The organism is Bradyrhizobium sp. LLZ17, assembly GCF_041200145.1.
Taxonomy (GTDB): Bacteria; Pseudomonadota; Alphaproteobacteria; order Rhizobiales; family Xanthobacteraceae; genus Bradyrhizobium.
Genome location: NZ_CP165734.1, coordinates 4,664,588 through 4,682,376, shown reverse-complemented (window position 1 = coordinate 4,682,376; position 17,789 = coordinate 4,664,588). Strand labels below are relative to the sequence as shown.

The window sequence follows — 17,789 nt, the reverse complement described above, 5'->3', positions numbered from 1 at the left end:
AGAGTTCCATGCTGAAGACTTTGAGTGCCGTGACAAGCCCGATGCGCTTGCTCGGCCTTGCGGCCATCGCCACGCTGATGCTGTCGGCCGGGACTGCGCGTCGCGCTGAAGCGATGACGCCGATCAATCCGTCGGCGCTGCCGGCCGCGAAGGTCGCGCCCGACGACATGACGACGCAAGTTCGTTACGGCGGCGGCGGCGGACATGGTGGTGGAGGCTTCCATGGCGGGGGCGGTTTCCACGGTGGTGGTGGCTTCCACGGTGGTGGCGCACATTTCGGCGGCTTCCACGGCGGCAGCTTCCATGCCGGCGGCTTCCGTGCCGCGCCGGTCTTTCACGGCGGTGGTTATCGCTATGGCGGATTCCGCCACTACGGCGGATTCCACCGTTACGGCGGCTATCGCCCTTCCTTCTACGGGCATCGCCACTTCCATCGGCGCTTCTACGGCGGCTACTATCCCTACTATCACTATCCGCGCCGCTGCCGGATCATCTGGACCTATTACGGCCCGCGCCGCATTTGCCACTGGCACCATTGGCACCGCTGGCATCATCCGTACCGCTATTGGTGAGCAGGCATAGCAAGCGAAATGAAAAGGGCGTCGTTGGGCGCCCTTTGTTCATCGCGCGGCTCAGAGCCAATCCCTCAGCTTCCACGACGCCGGTTTCCACCGCATCAGGTTGTCGAGCTTCCACTGCTTGAACATCGCCGGCGGCCAGCGGCTCAGTCGCGAGGTCTCTTCGATCTCAGGCTCGGCGACGACGCGCAACGGCGCTGCACGCCGCCGGTGCTGGCGGGTCGCCGCGCTGATCAGATCGACATATTCAGGCTTGTTGGCCATGGCGCATCCTCGCGAACCGTCGCGAGGATGCAATGTGGGCGACGCCCCTTAACGGCGGTTTGCCGCTTTCGTTCAAATTGCAGGCGAGTGGCTCAGCGCCACTCCCTGACGTCGACGAAGTGGCCCGCGATCGCAGCCGCTGCCGCCATCGCCGGCGAGACCAGATGGGTGCGGCCCTTGAAGCCTTGGCGTCCCTCGAAATTGCGGTTCGAGGTCGAGGCGCAGCGCTCTTCCGGCTTCAGCTTGTCCGGGTTCATGGCGAGGCACATCGAGCAGCCCGGCTCGCGCCATTCGAAGCCGGCCTTGATGAAGATCTTGTCCAGACCTTCCGCCTCGGCCTGCTCCTTTACTATGCCGGAGCCCGGCACGACCATGGCGTTGACATGGCCAGAGACCTGCTTGCCCTCCGCGATCTTGGCGGCGGCGCGCAGATCTTCGATGCGGCCGTTGGTGCAGGAGCCGATGAAGATACGGTCGAGCTTGATGTCGGTGATCTTGGTGCCCGCGGCCAGGCCCATGTACTTCAAGGCGCGATGCTTGGAGAGACGTTTGGCTTCGTCCGCGATCTTGTCGGGATCGGGCACGAAGCCCGTCACCGAGATCACGTCCTCGGGGCTGGTGCCCCAGGTCACGATCGGCGGCAGCTTGGCTGCGTCGAGCCGCAGCTCGTGGTCGAAATGCGCGCCCTCGTCCGAGCTCAGCTTTTCCCAGTAGCGCATCGCCGCGTCCCAGTCCGCACCCTTCGGTGCCTTGGGACGATCGCGCAGGAAGTCGTACGCCTTCTGGTCGGGTGCGACGAGGCCGGCGCGCGCGCCGCCTTCGATCGACATGTTGCAGACGGTCATGCGGCCTTCCATCGACAGCGCACGGATCGCGTCACCGGCGTATTCCAGCACGTAGCCGGTGCCGCCCGCGGTGCCGATCTCGCCGATGATGGCGAGGATGATATCCTTGCCCGTCACGCCGTCCGGCAATTTGCCGTCGACGGTGACCCGCATGTTCTTGGCCTTTTTCTGGATCAGCGTCTGCGTCGCCAGCACGTGCTCGACCTCGGAGGTGCCGATGCCGTGCGCGAGCGCGCCGAACGCGCCATGCGTCGAGGTGTGGCTGTCACCGCAGACGATGGTGGTGCCCGGCAGCGTGAAGCCCTGCTCGGGGCCGATGACGTGGACGATGCCCTGGCGCTTGTCGAACTCGTTGTAATATTCGATGCCGAACTCCTTGGCATTGTCGGCCAGCGTCTTGATCTGCTCGATGCTTTCAGGGTCGGGGTTCGGCTTGCTGCGGTCGGTAGTCGGCACGTTGTGATCGACCACGGCCAGCGTCTTCTCCGGCGCGTGGACCTTGCGCCCGGTGGCGCGCAGGCCTTCGAAGGCCTGCGGCGAGGTCACCTCGTGGACCAGGTGGCGGTCGATGTAGAGCAGGCAGGTGCCATCCTCGGCTTCGTGGACCAGATGGTCGTTCCAGATCTTGTCATAAAGTGTGGTGGGCTTGGACATGAGCGTCAGCTCCGGGAATGTGTGTCAGCGATGAGCGCGGGTGGCGCGGGGCAACATGGTTGTCTTCAGCGCAGCCTTCAGGCTGCGGGACTAAGCTCTGACGTTGCCGAAGTCGCGAAGCGTCCGAAGAACCGGCCAGGCAAGCGCGAGCGATCGTCGATGACGATGCGCGTGGCGGAGGAGAGGCTGGTCAGATCTGGAAACATTCTAGAGATTATATAGCACGCAGCGGTGAAAGCGCGAGAGGCTTCGACGATCGTCATCGCGAGGCGCTCTTGCGAGGAAGCAATCCAGAATCCCTCCGCCGAACGATTCTGGATTGCTTCACTGCGCTCGCAATGACGGTGGAGGCCAAACAAAAAAGCGCGGGCTTTGGCCCCGCGCTTTTCGAAACTCGTCTGTAAGCGGAGCTTACTCGTTGACGGCGGTGGGGCGGTCCTGCTTCTTCTCGACGATGCGGGCCGACTTGCCGCGAAGGTTGCGGAGATAATAGAGCTTGGCGCGACGCACCTTGCCGCGGCGCACCACCTTGATCGAGTCGATCATCGGTGACATCACCGGGAACACGCGCTCGACGCCCTCGCCATACGAAATCTTGCGCACGGTGAAGCTCTCGTTGAGGCCACCGCCGGAACGGCCGATGCAGACGCCTTCATAGGCCTGCACGCGGGTGCGGTCGCCTTCGACCACCTTCACGTTGACGATCACGGTATCGCCGGGACCGAACTCCGGGATCTCCTTGCCGGCGGAGAGCTTGTCGAATTGCTCTTTTTCGAGCTGTTGGATCAGGTTCATGGGTAAATCTCCATCGGCGCGCCCAGCCTTAGGAAACGGGGGCTGCGCGAAATTCGTTTATCCAGCTCTTGCGGATTTGGCGCTGCTATAAGGCAAGCTGGACCGTTTGTCACCCGTCTGTCTTGTTTTTTGGCGTTTTTTGACGTCCGGGCCGATTCGGGGCTTTCGCCCACAAATCCGGCCGCCGGGCCGCCGTCAGGGCCTCGGATTCCGCCCGCCGCCAGGTTGCCACCTTGGCATGGTCGCCGGAGGTCAGGATCTCCGGGATCGGAACCCCCTCGAACAGCTGCGGACGGGTATATTGGGGGTATTCAAGGAGATCGTCGGAGAAGCTCTCTTCGGTTCCAGAGGCTTCCTTGCCCATCACCCCCGGCAGCAGCCGGACGCAGGCGTCGATCAGCGCCAGCGCCGCGATTTCGCCGCCGGACAGCACGTAATCGCCGATCGAGACCTCCTCAAGGCGCCGTGCATCGATCACCCGCTGGTCGATCCCCTCGAACCGCCCGCAGACGATCAGGGGGCCGGGGCCCTGGGCCAGCTCCGTGACGCGTGCCTGGGTCAATGGCCGACCGCGCGGGCTCATCAGCAGGCGGGGTCGGTCGGACCCGGTCTCTGCTGCGTCGATCGCCGCCGCCAGAACGTCGGCCCGCAGCACCATGCCCGGGCCACCGCCGGCCGGGGTGTCGTCAACGCTGCGGTGGCGATCGGTGGCGGAGGCCCGGATGTCCCGCGCCTCGATCTCCCAGAGGCCGGAGGCCAGCGCCCGTCCGGCCAGGCTGACGCCAAGCGGCCCCGGAAACATCTCCGGAAACAGCGTCAGCACCGTCGCGCGCCAGGGTGGGGGGTTGGTCATAGCATCCTAGTCTCGTCGTCCCGGACAAGCGCAGCGAAGCGGAGCGCAGATCCGGGACCCATAAACACCGCACTTCGTGTTGCGATGATCGGAGCCACCAGTTTAGCCAAAAACCAGGGCCTGTGGTTATGGGTCCCGGCTTTCGCCGGGACGACCCGGGGAGGGATTGTCGTTCCGCTCGTCACCCTCGATCTCCTGCGGCAGCGCGATGACGACGCGGCCGCCGGCGAGATCAACCTCCGGCACCACAGCATTGGTGAACGGCAGCAGCATCGTCGTGCCTTTGGGGGGCGCGATCTCGATGATGTCGCCGGCGCCGAAATTGTGGATCGCGAGCACGCGGCCGAGCGCATCGCCCGCCGTGGTGACAGCGGTGAGCCCGATCAGATCGGTGTGATAATATTCGCCCTCGTCGGTCGCGGGCAGTTTTTCACGCGCGATGTAGAGCTCGATGCCGTTGAGGCGCTCGGCCTCATCGCGGGTCGTGACGCCCTTGAAGGTCGCGACCAGATGATCCTTGGCTTCGCGGGCCTGCGCCAGCTCGAACTGGCGCTTGCCGTCCTTGGTCGAAAGCGGACCGTAGTGCCTGATGGCAAAGGGATCTTCGGTGAAGGTCCACAATTTGACCGCGCCGCGCACGCCATGCGCGGCGCCGATCCGCGCGACGCAGATCAGCGCCGGCATCGATTAGCCTCAGGCCTTCGCAGCGGCTTCGGCCTGCGCCTTGCGCTCCTTGCGCGGCACGGCCTTTTCCGGGTTGTTGCGCGCTTCGCGCTTCTTGACACCGGCGGCATCGAGGAAGCGCGACACGCGGTCCGAGGGCTGCGCGCCCTTGGCGAGCCAGGCTTTCACCTTGTCCATGTCGAGCTTCAGCCGGGTCTCGTTGTCCTTCGGCAGGAGCGGATTGAAATAGCCGAGACGCTCGATGAAGCGGCCATCGCGCGGAAAGCGCAGATCGGCGACGACGACGTGATAGACGGGGCGCTTCTTGGTGCCTGCACGGGCGAGGCGGATAACGACGGACATCTGGTTCTCCTGAGTAGCTGTTAATTCAAAGGTTGGTTCGTCATTCCGGGGCGCGCGAAGCGCGAGCCCGGAATCCATCGCGCCGCATACGCGCGAAGGAATGGATTCCGGGCTCGCGCCTGACGGCGCGCCCCGGAATGACGAGGCGAGAATGCCCTCACTTCTTCTTCCCCAGTCCGGGAAAGCCGCCGAGCCCGGGCAGGGTCGGCTTGTTGCTGAGGCCCGTGAGCCCCGGCACATTCGGGAGGCCCTGGCGCAGGCCAGGCGGCAGATCCTTCGGCAGGCTGGGCAGGCCCTGGCCGCCACCACCCTGCATCTTGTCCTGCAAGGCCTTCATCTCTTCCGGCGAGGGCGGCTTCATGCCGCCGCCAAAGCCCATGGCTTGCGCGATGCCGGCGAGCGGACCGCGCTTGCCAGAGCCCATGGCCTTCATCATATCGGCCATGTTCCGGTGCATCTTCAGCAGCTTGTTGACCTGCTCGACGCTCTGGCCGCTTCCCGCCGCGATGCGCTTCTTGCGGCTGGCCTTGAGCAGATCGGGATGCCGGCGCTCGTCGCGCGTCATGGAATCGATCACCGCGACCTGGCGCTTCAGAATCTTGTCGTCGATGCCGGCGGCCGCGATCTGGTTCTTCATCTTGGCGATGCCGGGCATCATGCCCATCAGACCGCTGATGCCGCCCATGCTCGCCATCTGCAACAGCTGCTCGCGCATGTCGTTGAGGTCGAACTGGCCCTTGCGCATGCGCTCGGCCGTGCGCGCGGCCTTCTCGGCGTCGATATTGGCGGCGGCGCGCTCGACCAGCGACACGACGTCGCCCATGCCGAGGATGCGCCCCGCGATACGGTCGGGATGGAAATCCTCCAGCGCGTCGGTCTTTTCACCGGTGCCGATCAGCTTGATCGGCTTGCCGGTGACGGCGCGCATCGACAGCGCGGCGCCGCCCCGGCCGTCGCCGTCGACACGCGTCAGCACGATGCCGGTGAGGCCGACGCGCTCGTCGAAGGCGCGGGCGAGATTGACGGCGTCCTGGCCGGTGAGGCTGTCGGCGACCAGCAGCACTTCATGCGGATTCGCGGCAGCCTTGATGGCTGCTGCTTCCGCCATCATCTCTTCGTCGAGCGTGGTGCGGCCGGCGGTGTCGAGCAGCACGACGTCGTAGCCGCCGAGCTTGCCGGCTTCCAGCGCACGCTTCGCGATCTGCGCCGGCTGCTGTCCGGCCACGATCGGCAGCGTCGGAATGTCGAGATCGCGGCCGAGCACGGCCAGCTGCTCCATCGCCGCCGGGCGATAGACGTCGAGCGAGGCCATCAGCACCTTGCGCTTGTCGCGCTGGACCATGCGGCGGGCGAGCTTCGCGGTGGTGGTGGTCTTGCCGGAGCCTTGCAGGCCGACCATCATGATCGGCACCGGCGGCACGGAATTGACGTCGATGGTCTGGCTTTCGGCGCCGAGCGTGTTGATCAGCTCGTCGTGGACGATCTTGACCACCATCTGGCCGGGCGTCACCGACTTGACGACGGTGGCGCCGATCGCCTGCTCGCGGACGCGTTCGGTGAAGCTGCGCACCACCTCCAGCGCGACGTCGGCCTCCAGCAGCGCGCGGCGGACCTCGCGCATCGCGGCATCGACGTCCTTTTCGGTCAGCGCACCGCGCCCCGTCAGACGATCGAGAATGCCACCAAGCCGTTCCGACAGATTGTCGAACAATGCCGTTGTCCCTTGTCCTGCTCGCGCAGGGTTGCCGTATTCACCACTGTCATGCCCCGGCTTGACCGGGGCATCCAGTAGGCCGCGGCGCCTCGGTTTAAGCCGAGCCGTCTCTGGAATACTGGATCCCCCGCCTTCGCGGGGGATGACCACTTCCCTTGGGAAGCGATCTTCCAAACACCTTTACGCCCGAGGGCGCACAGCGCTGTCGGGCGTTGGCCTCTGGTCTCCAGGACCAGTGGGCGGGTCGAAAAGAAAGCCTTTCCGAGGAAGTGGCGGGGTTAAACGCCGCTCACGCCCGAAAGTCAAGGAAAGTTAGGGTGTCGAGGCGCCCTCGGAAGGGCAAGGCCTTGAAAATATGCAGCTTCCGGCGATGGGTTCCTTTTCCGGCGACCTCGCCCATATAGGGCGGTGATGTCTTACCGCCGCGACCATTCCTGAAGCCTGCCCGTGCCGGTCACCCGCCGCCGCATCTTCGGACTGCTTGCCGGCGCTGCCGCACTGGTCGGTATCCCGTCCCTTTGGATATTCCGCATGAAAACCTACGACGGACCCGTCTCCGACCATTTCGACGGCCTGCACTTCTTCGATCCTGACGGCGCGCCGCCGAGATCGCTCGGCGAAGTCTTTCGCTGGCAATTCGGCGGCGGCCGCAAGCGCGCGGTCTGGCCGGACTGGGCGCCGAGCCCTCACGCCGATACCCCGCCGGCCCGGGTCGATGGCGACAAGGTGCGGCTTTCCTTCGTCGGCCATGCAAGCTGGTTGATCCAGACCGCTGGCCTCAACATCCTGATCGATCCCGTCTGGTCGATGCGGGTCTCGCCGGTGGGATGGGCCGGACCAAAGCGCCACAACGATCCCGGCATTGCCTTCGAGAAGTTGCCAAAGATCGACGTCGTGCTGGTCTCGCACGGCCATTACGATCATCTCGACTTGGCAACGCTGTCGCGGCTCGCCAAGAATTTTGCGCCGCGCGTGGTCACGCCGCTCGGCAACGATTTGACGATGCGGAGCGCCGATTCCGCGATCAAGGTCGAGGCGTTCGACTGGCATGATCGCGTCGAGCTTGGCGGCGGCATCGCCGTGACGCTGGTGCCGACCCGGCACTGGTCGGCACGCGGCATGTTCGACCGCAACAAGGCGCTGTGGGCGAGCTTCGTGCTCGAGACGCCGGCGGGAAAAATCTACGTCGTCTGCGATTCCGGCTATGGCGACGGCGGGCATTTCCGCCGCGTCGCCGAGAAGCACGGGCCGTTGCGTCTGGCAATCCTCCCGATCGGCGCCTACGAGCCGCGCTGGTTCATGCAGGACCAGCACATGAATCCGGAAGATGCGGTGAAGGCGCTGTTGGACTGCGGTGCGCAGCAAGCGCTCGGGCATCATCACGGCACGTTTCAGCTGACCGATGAAGCGATCGACGCGCCGGCCAAGGCGCTGCTTGAGGCGCTCGGTGCAGCGAAGATTCCGCAGCAGCGGTTCGTGGCGATGGAGCCGGGGCAAGTGGTGGAGATTTAGTCCTGGTGTTCCCACGCATACAACTCGTCGTCCCGGGGAAGGCCGGGACCCATACCGCGTGATGTATCGGCGATGACTCGGCGACAGTACCGCGCTGTGTTGGATAACTGCCAGTCTTCGCCAAACTTCTCCCTGAGGCTATGGGTCCCGGCCTTCGCCGGGACGACAGTTCTGGTGTTGCTACAGCGTGCCTCTTACGGCGCTTGCCCTACTGCCCCTGCTTGATCGCCCAGCTCACATTCACCGTCACGGACAGCGTTTCCTCGCCGGGCGCGACGGCAGCGGTGGCTGCCATTGGCGCCGTCGCCATGCGCGATTTGAACAGCGGCATCGGTCCGCCGCCTTCGGAGATGCTGAGCGGTGCCCCTAACGTGACGCCGGTGGCCTTGGCGTAAATCTCGGCCTTGCGGCGGGCATCGGCCACCGCCTGTTCGCGGGCATCGTCGAGCAGTTTCGAGGCCTGTGTCACCTCGAAGGAGATGTTGCCGATGTCGTTCGCTCCCGCACCGACCAGCGTGTCGATGATGCCGGCGACCTTGGTCACGTCGCGGATCTTCACGGTGACCCGGTTAGAGGCGCGGAAGCCGACCACCGGCGAGGCTCCAGTTGATTTGTTCTGGCCGTATTGCGGCTGCAGCGACAGCCGCGAGGTCTGATAGTCCTTCTCGGAAATATCGGCGCCCTTCAGCGCCAGCAGCACCTTGCCCATCGCGCCGTTGTTGACGTCGGAGGCCTCCTTCGCAGTTTTGGCGTCATTGGCGACGCCCGCATCGATCCGCGCGAGATCGGGTGCGGCGGAAACGGTCGCCTCGCCGCTCACCGAGATGGCGGATGGAAAATCGTCGGCGAGTGCCGGCGCTGCGAGCAATGTGGTGGCCAGGACGGCGGCAAGGGCAATGGACTTTTTCATCGGTTTCACTTCAGCGGTACGAACACGTTGATCACGAGCTTGTCCTCGGCCGTCTTGAGGGGATCGGTGAGGTACTCCTCGATGAAAGTGTCCTTGGCTTCCAGCTTCTTGTCGTCGAGGTGATTGGTGATCGCCTCATAAGTGTTGTCCATGTTGTCGTAGGAGCCGCGATGGACGAATTTCAGCGCCTTGCCTTCCGGCGATTTGCCGATGCTCATGTCCTGGGGCAGGTTCTTCGGATCCTGGTCGACCGGGATCTCGGCGAAGAAGGTGAAGCCGGTGTCGTCGGTCGAGGTGTAGACGATCATCGAATTGCCCGCGTGCTTGATGCCCTGCTTGTCCAGAACCGCGTTCAGCGCCTTGAAGGCGTCGACCAGCGTGTCGAACGCAGAATCCCAGTTGGCGGTGCCCTTGACCATCACGACTTTCCTAGCCTCGAGCGTGGTTTCCTGGCCGAAGGGATCGGCGGTCTGCACCGGGGCAGGGGTGGCGGCTGCGGCGGGCGGCGGGGCCGGGCTGGGCGAGGGTGAAGCGCTGGCCGCCGGCGTGGGCGTTGCCGCAGGAGCGGGCGAGGCGCTCGCGGCCGGGGACGGCGAAGCCGACGGCGCCGGAGAGGGGCTGGCCGAGGCGGCCGGCGCCGGGCTCGGGGTTTGCGCCCAACCGCCGGAAAGGCTCACCGACAGGGTTGCCGCCGGGATCAGCGCGGCCAGAGCGAGACGACAAAACAGATTCATTCTAATTCTCCCCAAAACCTTACGTACCAAGGCCTTAACCCACCAAGGCCTCAACCCGCACGCGCGTCCCGGTTCTCGCGCGAGCTGCGCCGTTCTAACACGCGACCGCCGAATTCGTCCCATGACAGATGCGTCATGGCAGGCTGCATGGCAGACGGTCTTCTGCCGGCGCCAAATCACTGGCCAACCTGCCGAGGATCGCCATATAAGGCAGGCGAAATTCAGGATTTTTCATGAGCGCGCTGGACAACCACGCATTTGTCAAGATGAACGGCATCGGCAACGAGATCGTCGTTGTCGACATGCGCGATTCCACCTCAAAGGTGACGCCGGATGACGCTCGCGCGGTAGCGTCCGCGCAAGGCGGCGTGCCCTACGACCAGCTTATGGTGCTTCAGAAGCCGCGGCTCGCCGGCACTGAAGCCTTCATCAGCATCTACAACAATGACGGCTCGGAGGCCGGCGCCTGCGGCAACGGCATGCGCTGCGTGGTGCGGCGTGTGTTCGAGAAGACCGGCCAGGCTGCGGTGACGTTCGAGACTTGCGCCGGATTGCTCAATTGCTGGCAAGGGCCGTCGCCCGACCTCTACACGGTCGACATGGGCGCGCCAAAGTTTGGCTGGCAGGACATTCCGCTGGCGGAGGAGTTTCGCGACACCCGCTACATCGAATTGCAGATCGGCCCGATCGACAATCCGATCCTGCATTCGCCGTCGGTGGTGAGCATGGGCAATCCGCATGCGATCTTCTGGGTCGATGACGTCGACGCCTATGATCTCGAACGCTTCGGGCCGCTACTGGAGAACCATCCGATCTTCCCGGACCGCGCCAACATCACGCTCGCCCATATCGTCGATCGCGAACACATCACCATCCGCACCTGGGAGCGCGGCGCGGGCCTGACCAGGGCTTGCGGTTCGGCCGCCTGCGCGACGGCGGTTGCCGCGGCGCGGCTGAAGCGCACAAGCCGCAACGTCGAGATCACGCTGCCCGGCGGCCAACTCGGCATCGAATGGCGCGAGCGCGACGACCACGTGCTGATGACGGGCACCGCGACCTTCGAATATGAGGGCAGCTTCGATCCGGCGCTGTTCGCGCCGGTCGGGTAATGGCGGTCGAGGTCGTCACCTTCGGCTGCCGCCTCAATGCCTTCGAGGCCGAGGTGATCCGCCATGAGGCGGAGGGCGCCGGGCTCGAAGATACCATCGTCATCAACAGCTGCGCGGTCACCAACGAGGCCGTGGCGCAGGCGCGCCAGTCGATCCGCAAATTGAAGCGCGAGCGTCCCGCTGCGCGCATCGTCGTCACCGGCTGCGCCGCGCAGACGCAAAGCGAGATGTTTGCCGGCATGGCAGAGGTCGATCGGGTCGTCGGCAATGACGACAAGCTGCGCGCTTCCGCCTGGCGCAATGCGCGCGACGCGTTCGATCTTGGCGCGGGCGAAAAGATCGCCGTCAGCGACATCATGGCGGTGAAGCAGATGGCGCCGCATCTCGTCGGCGGCTTTGCGAGCGGCCTGCCGCGCGTGTTCGTGCAGGTGCAGAACGGCTGCGACCATCGCTGCACCTTCTGCATCATCCCCTATGGCCGCGGCAATTCGCGTTCGGTGCCGATGGGCGCGGTGGTCGAGCAGGTCCGCGCGCTCGTCGAACGCGGCCATGCCGAGATCGTGCTGACCGGTGTTGATCTCACCAGCTATGGCGCCGATCTGCCGGGCACGCCGAAGCTCGGCATGCTGGTCAGGCAGATTTTGCGGCATGTGCCGGAGCTGAGGCGCCTGCGCATCTCCTCGATCGATTCGATCGAGGCGGATAGCGATCTGCTCGAGGCCATCGCCGATGATGCACGGTTGATGCCGCACCTGCATCTGTCGCTGCAATCCGGCGACGACATGATCCTGAAGCGTATGAAGCGGCGCCACTCGCGCAGCGATGCGATCGCGTTCTGCGATCAGGTGCGCCGCCTCCGCCCCGACATCGCCTTTGGCGCCGACATCATCGCGGGTTTCCCGACCGAGACCGAGGAGATGTTCTCGCGCTCGCTCGATCTCGTCGCGGAATGCGGCCTGACCTTCCTGCACGTGTTCCCCTATTCCCCACGCCCCGGCACGCCGGCTGCGCGGATGCCGCAGGTCGCGGGGAGCGTGATCAAGCAGCGTGCGAGGCGATTGCGGGTGGCTGGAGAAGCGGCGCTGCGGCAGCGGCTGCAGGCCGAAGTGGGCGCGAGGCGCGAAGTGCTGATCGAGAGCGAGAGCCAGGGACGGACCGAGCATTATCTACCGGTGGCGATCGCGGGCGCAGAGCTGGGCAGCATCGTGCCGCTGATGATCGGCGGGAGCGATGGTGGGCGGCTGAAGGTGTAGCTGCTGAGACGCTGTACTTGCCCGAACGTCGTCCCGGCGAAGGCCGGGACCCATACCGCGAGGTCTATCGAACGCGCACGGTTCTGATCCCGAACGACCAGCCTTCGCCAAACCTCGCCCTGTGGCTATGGGTCCCGGCCTTCGCCGGGACGACACCGAATGTGTCGCGCGCAGCGCGCCCAAAAAACCTACAACGCCCTTACCTGCCAGAATCGCAACGTCCGCCGTGCATTCTCCGGCGTCATGCGGGCAAAATTGGCTTGCGCCCTGGCGAGGTCGGTCGGCTTCATTGCGCCGGTGGCGAACCGGCTTTCGAGCACGGCGGCCGTGGTTTCCCAGCTGAGCTGCGCCGCGCGGCACGGCACCAGCAGGCCGTCTTCGCGCAAGCTCTGCATCAACGGACGAATGACCTCGATGGTCGATCCGGACAGCGCGGCCAGGGCGGCGACGGCTTCTTCATATCGTCGCTGCCTGGCAAACCCGAACAGCGTCGCCTCATTGAGCTGGCCGGACGCCTTGAGATTGGCGATGGCGCGCTTGGCGCCTTCGAAGTCGCGCACGCCCGACATCTCGCGCTCGACGCCGACGGTGACCGCTGCGATCGCGCTCTGGATCTCCTCGAACAGATGCGGCGGCGCGCGCGACAACAGGCGGGTGCGAACCACATCCGTCGCCGAGCGCAGCAACTGGCGGCGCAACTCCGAGGGCAAATCGACGCGGACGCCGACGCTGACGGCGAGCTCCGGATCGGACTCGGCCTGTCCGACGATAACGGCGAAGCCGCCGCCGGAAACGCGCGCGCCTGGATTGGCGGCGAGCCGCCGGCTGACGCTCGGATAGCGGCGTGCCAGCAGCGCGTCGGTGACGATCTCCTTGAGCCACCACCGGCCGGCGATTGCGAGCAGATGCGGCTCGCCTTTGGAGCCTGCGATCTTGACCAGATCGCCATCGTCGAGGCGCGCGGATTCCTGCAGCACGGGACCGGCGATGCGGATCTCGTCATTGTTGGCGAGCCGCCGGATCACCGAGGGCGGCGCCTGCGCGATCGGCGCCAGCTGCGCGCTGATCTCGGCGAGCGCAACGCGCGCGCCCATGTCGGCGATGGCGCGCAGCTCGATGGTGCCGATCAGGCGCTCGAGCACGTCGTCGAACAGCGCGATCTGCTCGTCGTCAAAACTGCCGGCGGAGGACAAGAACAGGTCGGTCACGCGGCGGGCGGTTTCCAGGCCCTTTTCCGCCGAGCCGGCCCGGATCGCGGATTCGACCTCGTCGATGATCGATAGCTCGGCCGTGGACATGACGCACTGCTCGTCCTGAGCGGGATTACGAAGGCTTGTTCTAAGCAGTCGTTATCTTTAGAGACGAGCACTGAAGGTTTCGTAAACCATCGCGCGCTTCTCCTCATCCTGAGGAGCCCGCGAAGCGGGCGTCTCGAAGGACGGCCGCAGGTGAGATCCGGGCCTTCATGGTTCGAGACGCGCGTTCCGCGCTCCTCACCATGAGGCTATTCCCCGTTCCAGCCGCAGGCGCGGAGCCGTTCGTGCATGTGGGGCGGGGCGGGCGCCACCACGCGGACCGGGTCTTTATTCCTGGAGATCGGCACCACGATCTCGCGGGAATGCAGATGCAGCTTCGGCTCGCCGAAACGCGGGCCATTGCCGTAAATGTTATCGCCGAAGATCGGCCAGCCGATCGACGCCGAATGCACCCGCAATTGATGGGTCCGTCCCGTCACCGGTTCCATGGCGAGCCAAGTCAGGCTATCGCCACGCCCCATCACCTTCCACTTGGTGATTGCCTTCTGGCCTTCAGGGTCGGGCTTCTGCCACCAGCCCCGTTCGGCGTTGAGCCGGCCGAGCGGCATATCGATTGTGCCTTCGTCTTCGAGGGGGGCCGCCCTCGACCACGGTCCAGTAGGTCTTGCCGATCTTGCCATGCTTGAACAACAGGCCGAGCGAGGCGGTTGCTTTGCGATGGCGGCCGAGCACGAGACAGCCTGAGGTGTCCTTGTCCAGCCGGTGGGCAAGCACCGGCGGGCGCGGCAGGCCGAAACGCAGCGCGTCGAACGAGGCTTCCAGATTGGCGCCGCCCTTGGGCCCGCGATGCACCGGCAGGCCGGCCGGCTTGTCGATGACCAGCATCAATCCGTCGCGATGGAGCACGCGGCCCAGGATTTCATCGGCGGTCAATTCGGGAACATCGAGCAATTGCAAGACTTTCGTTTAGAACCGGGAACGGCTAACACGCCAGCATGAACGATACCACCTCCGACACCCCCAAGCTGAGCTGGTGGCGGCGCCTGTCCAACGGGCTGAAGCGCACCTCGTCCTCGCTCGGGACCGCGGTCGCCGACCTCGTCACCAAGCGCAAGCTCGACCGCGCCATGCTCGACGACATCGAGGACGTGCTGTTGCGCGCCGATCTCGGCACGCAGGTTGCGGTCCGGATCGCCGATGCGGTCGGCACGGGCCGCTACGACAAGGCGATCTCGGCGGACGAGGTCAAGGACGTCGTCGCGACCGAGGTCGAGAAGGTGTTGTCGCCGGTGGCAAAGCCGCTTGAGATCGACCCGGCCAGGAAGCCGTTCGTCATTCTTGTGGTCGGCGTCAACGGCTCCGGCAAGACCACCACGATCGGCAAGCTTTCGCAGAAATTCGCATCCGAAGGCCGCAAGGTGATGCTGGCCGCGGGCGATACGTTTCGCGCAGCAGCCATCGAGCAGCTCAAGGTCTGGGGCGAGCGGACCAAGACGCCCGTCATTGCCGCTGCCCAAGGCTCGGATTCGGCAAGCCTCGCCTTCAATGCGCTGACGGCGGCCAAGGAGCAGAACAGCGACGTGCTCCTGATCGACACGGCCGGCCGGCTTCAGAACAAGTCCGAGCTGATGAAGGAGCTCGAAAAGGTCGTGCGCGTCATCCGCAAGGTGGACGCCTCCGCGCCGCACGCGGTGCTGCTCGTGCTCGATGCCACCGTCGGCCAGAACGCGCTGTCGCAGGTCGAGGCTTTCCATCGCACCGCCGGCGTCACCGGCCTCGTGATGACCAAGCTCGACGGCACCGCGCGCGGCGGCATCCTGGTGGCGCTCGCGGAGAAATTCAAATTGCCGGTGCACTTCATCGGGGTCGGCGAAGGCGTCGACGATCTCGCGCCGTTCACCGCGCGCGATTTCGCTCGCGCCATTGCCGGAATTGAAAGCTAAAGAATGGACAAGACCCAACCGCATCCGCTGTTCAAGCTTGCGACCGAGCTCGGTCCGCTGCTCGTCTTCTTCTTCGTCAATGCGAAGTTCAACCTGTTCGCTGCGACCGGCGCCTTCATGGTCGCGATCGTGGCGGCGATGATCGCCTCCTATGTGGTGACGCGCCACATCCCGATCATGGCGATCGTGACCGGCGTCGTCGTGCTGGTGTTCGGCACGCTGACGCTGGTGCTGCACGACGAGACCTTCATCAAGGTCAAGCCGACCATCATCTACGGCCTGTTCGCCGCGATCCTCGGCGGCGGACTGTTGTTCGGCCGCTCCTTTATCGCCGTGATGTTTGACCAGATGTTCAACCTGACCCCGCAGGGCTGGCGCATCCTCACGCTGCGTTGGGCGCTGTTCTTCGCCGGCATGGCGGTCTTGAACGAAATCGTCTGGCGCACCCAGAGCACGGATTTCTGGGTGAACTTCAAGGTGTTCGGCGTGACCCCGCTGACCATGATCTTCGCCATCGCCCAGATGCCGCTGACCAAGCGCTATCATATCGAGCCGGTGTCGCTGGAGACGAGCGAGGCCGAGGCGGGGGATGTGCGGAAGGGGTGAGAAGTGGTTGGCGTCGTTCCGGGGCACGCGAAGCGTGAACCCGGAATCTCGAGATTCCGGGTTCGATGCTGTCGCATCGCCCCGGAATGACCGTGATTACTTCAGCGCCTTCTCCAGCTCCGGCAGCAGCACGGTCCGCAGATTGTCCGGCGTGATCGGGCCGACCAGCTTGTAGATGATGGTGCCTTCGCGGCCGACGACGAATGTCTCCGGCACGCCGTAGACGCCCCATTCGATCGAGGCCCGGCCGTTGGCATCGGCGCCGACGCGGCCGAACGGATTGCCGTAGCGGCCGAGGAAGCGCCGCGCGTTGTCGGGCGCATCCTTGTAGTTGATGCCGACGAGCTGGAAGCGCTTGTCTTTCGCCAGCTCGGTCAACAGTGGCGCTTCGTCATGGCACGGCACGCACCAGGACGCCCAGACATTGACCAGGCTGACCTTGCCCTTGAACGCGGCCGGGTCGAGGCCGGGGACCTGCGTGCTGTCGGCCTGCAATCCTTCAAGCGGCGGCAGCGTGGTCTGCGGCGCCGGCCGTCCGATCAGCGCGGAGGGAATTTTCGAGGGATCGCCGCTGCCAAGCCGGAACCAGAACAACAGCGCGAGGCCGATGAAGGCGATCAGCGGCAGCACCATCAGGAAGGTGCGGCGCGGCTGTGTCGTGGAGGTCGATTGATCGCTCATGTAAGCGCTCTTGGCGCGTCCGTTGCGCTGCGACCCGAGCGGCGGGTGATGCCGCTGCGCTCGAGCTCGCGCAGGCGCCGGGTCTGGTTGCGATGATCGAGCACGACCCAGCCGATCAGGGTCGCGACCACGATGGCTGCGGCAGCATAGGATGCGAGGATGAATGACGCGTAGGGGCCGAGCGACATCATCATACGGCCCCAACTTCCTTTGACCCGTTGTCTCCACGTGCCCCGGCGCCCAATTCGCTCGAAAATGCGATGCGGCTGGCCTGCATCATTTGCAGCGAGCGGACGCGGCGGCGGAGGATCTCGTTGCGCATCGCCGCCAGATGCAATGTGACGAACAGCAGCGTGAATGCGACCGCCATCACCAGCAGCGGAATCAGGAACGCTCTGTCGAGGGTCGAGCCGCCCATGCGCAGCACCGAGGCCGGCTGATGCAGCGTGTTCCACCAGTCGACCGAGAACTTGATGATCGGAAGATTGATCGCGCCGACCAGGGTCAGCACCGCCGCCGCGCGCGCCGCGCGCGAGGATCCTCGACCGCGCGCCACAGCGCCATCAGGCCGAGATACATCAGGAACAGAATCAGCACCGAGGTCAGCCGCGCATCCCACTCCCAATAGGTGCCCCACATCGGACGTCCCCACAGCGATCCCGTGAGCAGCGCGAGGAAGGTGAACGCGGCACCGATCGGCGCGGCGGCTTTGGCGGCGACATCGGCGAGCGGATGCCGCCACACCAGAGTGCCCAATGAGGCCATGCTCATCACGCCCCAGACGAACATCGACAGCCACGCATTCGGGACGTGGATGAACATGATCTTCACGGTCGCGCCCTGCTGGTAGTCGTCGGGTGCGAACGCCGACTGGTACAGTCCGATGGCGAGCAGGATGACGGTCGCACCCGCGAGCCACGGCAAGATCCGCGCTGTCAGCGCGAGGAACCGCGAGGGGTTGGCGAGGTCGATCAGCGTCATGGCATCCTGATAATCACCGGGGGCTGCTCACGCAATCAGCATGAAAGCGCGCAGCGAAAGTTGATCGGGGTCAAA

General features: G+C 65.1%; 18 protein-coding genes and 2 pseudogenes. 6 read left to right on the top strand and 14 right to left on the bottom strand.

Translation table 11 applies throughout. From position 1 onward, the window contains the following. Nucleotides 1-8 precede the first annotated feature (8 nt). Nucleotides 9-572, top strand: coding sequence for a hypothetical protein (locus AB8Z38_RS22505; RefSeq protein WP_369719991.1), 564 nt, complete (start codon nt 9-11; stop codon nt 570-572). Between the two features lie 60 nt (nt 573-632). Here the strand turns inward: AB8Z38_RS22505 and AB8Z38_RS22500 are convergent, their stop codons facing one another. The 7 genes from AB8Z38_RS22500 to ffh all read right to left on the bottom strand — a co-directional run bounded on the left by AB8Z38_RS22500 (nt 633) and on the right by ffh (nt 6,726). Next, nucleotides 633-842: a hypothetical protein gene (locus AB8Z38_RS22500; protein ID WP_369719990.1), complete on the bottom strand. Its 210-nt coding sequence runs from the start codon at nt 840-842 to the stop codon at nt 633-635. 92 nt (nt 843-934) lie between these two features. Continuing rightward, entirely contained in the window at nt 935-2,341 is a 1,407-nt protein-coding gene (gene leuC, locus AB8Z38_RS22495; RefSeq protein WP_369719989.1) for a 3-isopropylmalate dehydratase large subunit, read from the bottom strand. 411 nt (nt 2,342-2,752) lie between these two features. Continuing rightward, nucleotides 2,753-3,136 (bottom strand): 50S ribosomal protein L19, encoded by a 384-nt coding sequence (gene rplS, locus AB8Z38_RS22490; RefSeq protein ID WP_369719988.1) that lies wholly within the window; start codon nt 3,134-3,136, stop codon nt 2,753-2,755. Nucleotides 3,137-3,245: 109 nt separating this feature from the next. Further along, nucleotides 3,246-3,989, bottom strand: a complete 744-nt coding sequence (trmD, locus tag AB8Z38_RS22485) for a tRNA (guanosine(37)-N1)-methyltransferase TrmD (protein WP_369719987.1) — start codon at nt 3,987-3,989, stop codon at nt 3,246-3,248. A 126-nt stretch (nt 3,990-4,115) separates the two neighbouring features. Beyond that, complete coding sequence (rimM, locus tag AB8Z38_RS22480; RefSeq protein WP_369719986.1) at nt 4,116-4,673, bottom strand: ribosome maturation factor RimM; 558 nt, start codon at nt 4,671-4,673, stop codon at nt 4,116-4,118. A 9-nt stretch (nt 4,674-4,682) separates the two neighbouring features. After that, nucleotides 4,683-5,015 (bottom strand): 30S ribosomal protein S16, encoded by a 333-nt coding sequence (gene rpsP / locus AB8Z38_RS22475; RefSeq protein ID WP_369719985.1) that lies wholly within the window; start codon nt 5,013-5,015, stop codon nt 4,683-4,685. 157 nt (nt 5,016-5,172) lie between these two features. After that, complete coding sequence (ffh, locus tag AB8Z38_RS22470) at nt 5,173-6,726, bottom strand: signal recognition particle protein (protein ID WP_369719984.1); 1,554 nt, start codon at nt 6,724-6,726, stop codon at nt 5,173-5,175. A 450-nt stretch (nt 6,727-7,176) separates the two neighbouring features. On the opposite strand from ffh, the gene AB8Z38_RS22465 reads away from it, so the two are divergent. Next, the gene (locus AB8Z38_RS22465) at nt 7,177-8,241 is read left to right on the top strand and encodes an MBL fold metallo-hydrolase (protein WP_369719983.1); all 1,065 of its coding nucleotides are present in this window, start codon (nt 7,177-7,179) and stop codon (nt 8,239-8,241) included. 208 nt (nt 8,242-8,449) lie between these two features. On the opposite strand, the gene AB8Z38_RS22460 is transcribed toward AB8Z38_RS22465, so the two are convergent. Together AB8Z38_RS22460 and AB8Z38_RS22455 are read right to left on the bottom strand one after the other, a co-directional pair. Further along, on the bottom strand, nt 8,450-9,151 hold the full coding sequence (locus tag AB8Z38_RS22460; RefSeq protein ID WP_369719982.1) for an SIMPL domain-containing protein: 702 nt from the start codon (nt 9,149-9,151) through the stop codon (nt 8,450-8,452). Between the two features lie 5 nt (nt 9,152-9,156). Next, a complete protein-coding gene (locus tag AB8Z38_RS22455) occupies nt 9,157-9,885 on the bottom strand; it encodes a GyrI-like domain-containing protein (RefSeq protein ID WP_369719981.1) in 729 nt (242 codons plus the stop codon). A 233-nt stretch (nt 9,886-10,118) separates the two neighbouring features. On the opposite strand from AB8Z38_RS22455, the gene dapF reads away from it, so the two are divergent. After that, nucleotides 10,119-10,994, top strand: coding sequence for a diaminopimelate epimerase (dapF, locus tag AB8Z38_RS22450; RefSeq protein WP_369719980.1), 876 nt, complete (start codon nt 10,119-10,121; stop codon nt 10,992-10,994). After that, the gene (gene mtaB / locus AB8Z38_RS22445; RefSeq protein ID WP_369719979.1) at nt 10,994-12,247 is read left to right on the top strand and encodes a tRNA (N(6)-L-threonylcarbamoyladenosine(37)-C(2))-methylthiotransferase MtaB; all 1,254 of its coding nucleotides are present in this window, start codon (nt 10,994-10,996) and stop codon (nt 12,245-12,247) included. Before dapF ends, mtaB begins: the two co-directional genes overlap by 1 nt. A 188-nt stretch (nt 12,248-12,435) precedes the next feature. Here the strand turns inward: mtaB and AB8Z38_RS22440 are convergent, their stop codons facing one another. Together AB8Z38_RS22440 and AB8Z38_RS22435 are read right to left on the bottom strand one after the other, a co-directional pair. Continuing rightward, on the bottom strand, nt 12,436-13,545 hold the full coding sequence (locus AB8Z38_RS22440; RefSeq protein WP_369719978.1) for a DUF2336 domain-containing protein: 1,110 nt from the start codon (nt 13,543-13,545) through the stop codon (nt 12,436-12,438). A 206-nt stretch (nt 13,546-13,751) separates the two neighbouring features. Beyond that, nucleotides 13,752-14,454 (bottom strand): annotated as a pseudogene (locus tag AB8Z38_RS22435) (RluA family pseudouridine synthase). 44 nt (nt 14,455-14,498) lie between these two features. On the opposite strand from AB8Z38_RS22435, the gene ftsY reads away from it, so the two are divergent. Then, a complete protein-coding gene (gene ftsY, locus AB8Z38_RS22430) occupies nt 14,499-15,446 on the top strand; it encodes a signal recognition particle-docking protein FtsY (protein WP_369719977.1) in 948 nt (315 codons plus the stop codon). Nucleotides 15,447-15,449: 3 nt separating this feature from the next. Then, nucleotides 15,450-16,052, top strand: coding sequence for a septation protein A (locus AB8Z38_RS22425; protein WP_369719976.1), 603 nt, complete (start codon nt 15,450-15,452; stop codon nt 16,050-16,052). A 96-nt stretch (nt 16,053-16,148) separates the two neighbouring features. On the opposite strand, the gene AB8Z38_RS22420 is transcribed toward AB8Z38_RS22425, so the two are convergent. The 3 genes and pseudogenes from AB8Z38_RS22420 to AB8Z38_RS22410 form a co-directional block, all read right to left on the bottom strand. Further along, the gene (locus AB8Z38_RS22420) at nt 16,149-16,733 is read right to left on the bottom strand and encodes a DsbE family thiol:disulfide interchange protein (RefSeq protein WP_369719975.1); all 585 of its coding nucleotides are present in this window, start codon (nt 16,731-16,733) and stop codon (nt 16,149-16,151) included. Beyond that, entirely contained in the window at nt 16,730-16,927 is a 198-nt protein-coding gene (gene ccmD, locus AB8Z38_RS22415; RefSeq protein ID WP_369719974.1) for a heme exporter protein CcmD, read from the bottom strand. Before ccmD ends, AB8Z38_RS22420 begins: the two co-directional genes overlap by 4 nt. Next, nucleotides 16,924-17,714, bottom strand: a pseudogene (locus AB8Z38_RS22410) (heme ABC transporter permease). The gene ccmD and the pseudogene AB8Z38_RS22410 overlap by 4 nt, the downstream one beginning before the upstream one ends. Between the last annotated feature and the right edge of the window lie 75 nt (nt 17,715-17,789).

Excerpts from the sequence above, each read along its gene's own strand:
- AB8Z38_RS22505 (WP_369719991.1), top strand. The coding sequence starts at position 9 with ATGCTGAAGACTTTGAGTGCCGTGACAAGCCCGATGCGCTTGCTCGGC.
- AB8Z38_RS22500 (WP_369719990.1), bottom strand. The coding sequence starts at position 842 with ATGGCCAACAAGCCTGAATATGTCGATCTGATCAGCGCGGCGACCCGC.
- leuC (WP_369719989.1), bottom strand. The coding sequence starts at position 2,341 with ATGTCCAAGCCCACCACACTTTATGACAAGATCTGGAACGACCATCTG.
- rplS (WP_369719988.1), bottom strand. The coding sequence starts at position 3,136 with ATGAACCTGATCCAACAGCTCGAAAAAGAGCAATTCGACAAGCTCTCC.
- trmD (WP_369719987.1), bottom strand. The coding sequence starts at position 3,989 with ATGACCAACCCCCCACCCTGGCGCGCGACGGTGCTGACGCTGTTTCCG.
- rimM (WP_369719986.1), bottom strand. The coding sequence starts at position 4,673 with ATGCCGGCGCTGATCTGCGTCGCGCGGATCGGCGCCGCGCATGGCGTG.
- rpsP (WP_369719985.1), bottom strand. The coding sequence starts at position 5,015 with ATGTCCGTCGTTATCCGCCTCGCCCGTGCAGGCACCAAGAAGCGCCCC.
- AB8Z38_RS22460 (WP_369719982.1), bottom strand. The coding sequence starts at position 9,151 with ATGAAAAAGTCCATTGCCCTTGCCGCCGTCCTGGCCACCACATTGCTC.
- AB8Z38_RS22455 (WP_369719981.1), bottom strand. The coding sequence starts at position 9,885 with ATGAATCTGTTTTGTCGTCTCGCTCTGGCCGCGCTGATCCCGGCGGCA.
- dapF (WP_369719980.1), top strand. The coding sequence starts at position 10,119 with ATGAGCGCGCTGGACAACCACGCATTTGTCAAGATGAACGGCATCGGC.
- mtaB (WP_369719979.1), top strand. The coding sequence starts at position 10,994 with ATGGCGGTCGAGGTCGTCACCTTCGGCTGCCGCCTCAATGCCTTCGAG.
- AB8Z38_RS22440 (WP_369719978.1), bottom strand. The coding sequence starts at position 13,545 with ATGTCCACGGCCGAGCTATCGATCATCGACGAGGTCGAATCCGCGATC.
- ftsY (WP_369719977.1), top strand. The coding sequence starts at position 14,499 with ATGAACGATACCACCTCCGACACCCCCAAGCTGAGCTGGTGGCGGCGC.
- AB8Z38_RS22425 (WP_369719976.1), top strand. The coding sequence starts at position 15,450 with ATGGACAAGACCCAACCGCATCCGCTGTTCAAGCTTGCGACCGAGCTC.
- AB8Z38_RS22420 (WP_369719975.1), bottom strand. The coding sequence starts at position 16,733 with ATGAGCGATCAATCGACCTCCACGACACAGCCGCGCCGCACCTTCCTG.
- ccmD (WP_369719974.1), bottom strand. The coding sequence starts at position 16,927 with ATGATGATGTCGCTCGGCCCCTACGCGTCATTCATCCTCGCATCCTAT.